This window comes from Acinetobacter sp. YH18001, assembly GCF_013416975.1.
GTDB classification, from domain to species: Bacteria; Pseudomonadota; Gammaproteobacteria; order Pseudomonadales; family Moraxellaceae; genus Acinetobacter; species Acinetobacter pseudolwoffii.
This window is the reverse complement of record NZ_VPEU01000103.1, coordinates 1-2,602: the sequence shown is the minus strand read 5'-3', so window position 1 is coordinate 2,602 and position 2,602 is coordinate 1. Positions and strand designations below refer to the sequence as shown.

Here is a 2,602-nt window from a genome sequence, read left to right as displayed (position 1 = left end):
GACAGCTCTTCCACCTTTCAGTGACAAGTCTTCCACCTTTCAGTGACAAGTCTTCCACCTTTCAGTGACAAACCTTCCACTTTTCGGTGACAAACCCTCCACCTTTAAAGACGTAAGATATTGTTTTAAAAAGGGAAAAATTGTCCTAATTATAATTACTTAATTATATTAATTAATACTAATTATAATTAGCTAGCTATATTTTATATAAAACTTTAATTTGTTTTCTTTGTTAGCCGATATTGATTCGTACTTTAATATCATTCAAATAAAGTGTAGCAAGTTGCTACAAGTTCCACTATATTAGGATCATTCGAATGGGGTCTGATATGACAAATAAATCGACTAAAATTATTGCTGTAGCAAACCATAAAGGTGGTTGCGGGAAGACCACCACGGTTGTTCATCTGGCTGCAGAGCTAGCAGACTTGGGGCATAAAGTATTGGTGATTGATTTAGATCCACAAGCCAATGCAAGTTTACATATCGGATTAAGACATCCGAGTGAGGTTGAAACCACTTCTGCTGAATTACTGGTAGGTGATTTGAACCTATTGTCTGATGCCTTACAAGAAGAAACCAATTTTAAAAATGTTTCTTTAATTTATGGTTCACTTACTTTAGGTAAAACAGAAGACCAACTTAAAGATGATGCCCCAAGACCCTCTGAAGAGCTCTCTAACAAGTTGGAATTATTAAACGGATTATATGATTTCATCCTGATTGACTGTCCTCCAAGCCTAAAACTTCTGACCAGTAATGCCTTGGCTGCATCTACCCATGTTATGGTGCCGATTGAATCCGGTTCACAATATGGCCTATATGGTGTCACTGACTTAATTAACCATTTAAGTAAAATAAGACGGGTCAATCCCGAATTGAAACTGTTAGGTGCTTTGCTGATTAAACATGATGAACGTCAAAACGTCTGTAAACTGATACGAGATGAAGCTTTAAGCCAGGTCGGCGAATTGTTAAAAACGACCATTCCAATGAGTACGAAAGTCAATCAAGCAGCAATTTTACAACAGCCATTGTTGCGCGTAGATAAAAATTCTAAAGTTCGTAAAGCGTTCCAAGATTTAGCGAAAGAAATCATCAATCGTGTTGAATAAAGGCACTCTGAGAATCCTATGGTAAGTACAAAAGAATTGTTGGCACAACGTCTTCAGCAAAATACTCAAAAGCATCAACAAGCTCAGCAAGAGCATGTCAACGATGTGAAAGAATTACGTCGTAATGTCCAAATTACAGACATTCAACCTAGTCCCAATCAGCCACGAAAAATATTCAATCAGCAAGATATTGAAGATTTAGCAGCCTCGATTGAGGAGATTGGATTATTGCAGCCGATTGCAGTTCGGCGAGTACAGGACAAATATGAGTTAATTGCAGGTGAACGACGCTTGAAAGCGCATCAAATTCTCAATAAAAACACCATTGAAGTGATTGTCATCGATGCATCAGATGAAGAAGTTGCACTGTTAACCTTGGCTGAGAATTTAAAACGGGAAGACTTAACAGATTATGAAATTTATGTCGGTCTGAGTTCTCTGGATGAGAAATTAAAAAAGAACAAGCAAAAGCTGGCAAAATCATTAGGCATGAATCGAGAGGATATGTATAAATATCTATCTTTCGAAAAATTACCGAAAGAACTGATTGCCGATTTAGAACAACAACCGACATTGTTGGCACGTACTGCCGCCACAGCTGTGAAAAAGTTTCTTTCAGATTACGAAGAGAATTACAGTAATGCTAAAAAAGCACTGTTAGAAGCTTGGGCGAAATTGCTGAAAAAAGAAGTTGAGCAAACAAAACTGGCCTTATTGGCAGAAAAAATTTTAAAGTCGAAAGAAAACAAAGAGCCAATTAAAACGTCAATCGTGCATAAAATTGAATATGATGGAAAAGTCGCAGGGAATATCAAGTTTGATCACAACATTTTAAAAGTGTCATTAAAAATGAGTGAATTTGATGAGCAAAATTTACAAGAGCTGGAAAATTTGCTGAAAAAAATGCTGAAAAAATAAAATTAAAGCGCTGTAGCAACTTGCTACAGCGCTTTTTTCAATTTAGGTCGGAGAGGATTTCAAGTTACATTAAATAGAGTAATACAACCTAAGGTACCTGGGGGCTCAGTTGTTATATAAAATACTTTTATCTTTGAATCTGAATTTACGCAAGCTGATTCTGATTTCAACGATCCTCAGCGTTTCCTTTTTATTTTTGATTAGCCTGTTTATTCTGAATTATGTGGTTAAACAGCAACTAATTCAGAATTCACTCTCTATAAATGAAAAATACGCAGCCAAGATTGCGATGGGGGTGAATCGTGATGTCAGTAATATGTTGCAGGAGTTGCAGTATAGTGCTCAGCAATTAGGGCAAAACTTTTACAATACGCCACTGCGACAGGCTGAAGTCAAACGGCTCAAAAACCAGTCGAATAACTTTAACAGTGTTTTTATGGTGGGCCAGCAAAATCAGATACTTGCTTATGCACCAGTATCATTAGACCTAAAATTCCACACGCCCTATAATACAGCGGGTATTGTTGGATCACTTAAAAGCAAAAAGGCGTATATTTCGGCACCCTATT

The 2,602-nt window shown here is 36.9% G+C and carries 2 protein-coding genes and 1 pseudogene; all 3 read left to right on the top strand.

What is annotated here, in order from left to right:
• Positions 1 to 329 precede the first annotated feature (329 nt).
• Positions 330 to 1,115, top strand: coding sequence for a ParA family protein (locus FTV48_RS14445; RefSeq protein WP_035337428.1), 786 nt, complete (start codon positions 330 to 332; stop codon positions 1,113 to 1,115).
• Positions 1,116 to 1,133: 18 nt separating this feature from the next.
• On the top strand, positions 1,134 to 2,033 hold the full coding sequence (locus FTV48_RS14440; protein ID WP_005093722.1) for a ParB/RepB/Spo0J family partition protein: 900 nt from the start codon (positions 1,134 to 1,136) through the stop codon (positions 2,031 to 2,033).
• A gap of 109 nt (positions 2,034 to 2,142) precedes the next feature.
• Positions 2,143 to 2,602: pseudogene (locus FTV48_RS14435) on the top strand (sensor domain-containing diguanylate cyclase); the annotation flags it as partial.

Bases quoted from the DNA above. Each gene is read 5' to 3' on its own strand.
- FTV48_RS14445 (WP_035337428.1), top strand. From the start codon at position 330: ATGACAAATAAATCGACTAAAATTATTGCTGTAGCAAACCATAAAGGT.
- FTV48_RS14440 (WP_005093722.1), top strand. From the start codon at position 1,134: ATGGTAAGTACAAAAGAATTGTTGGCACAACGTCTTCAGCAAAATACT.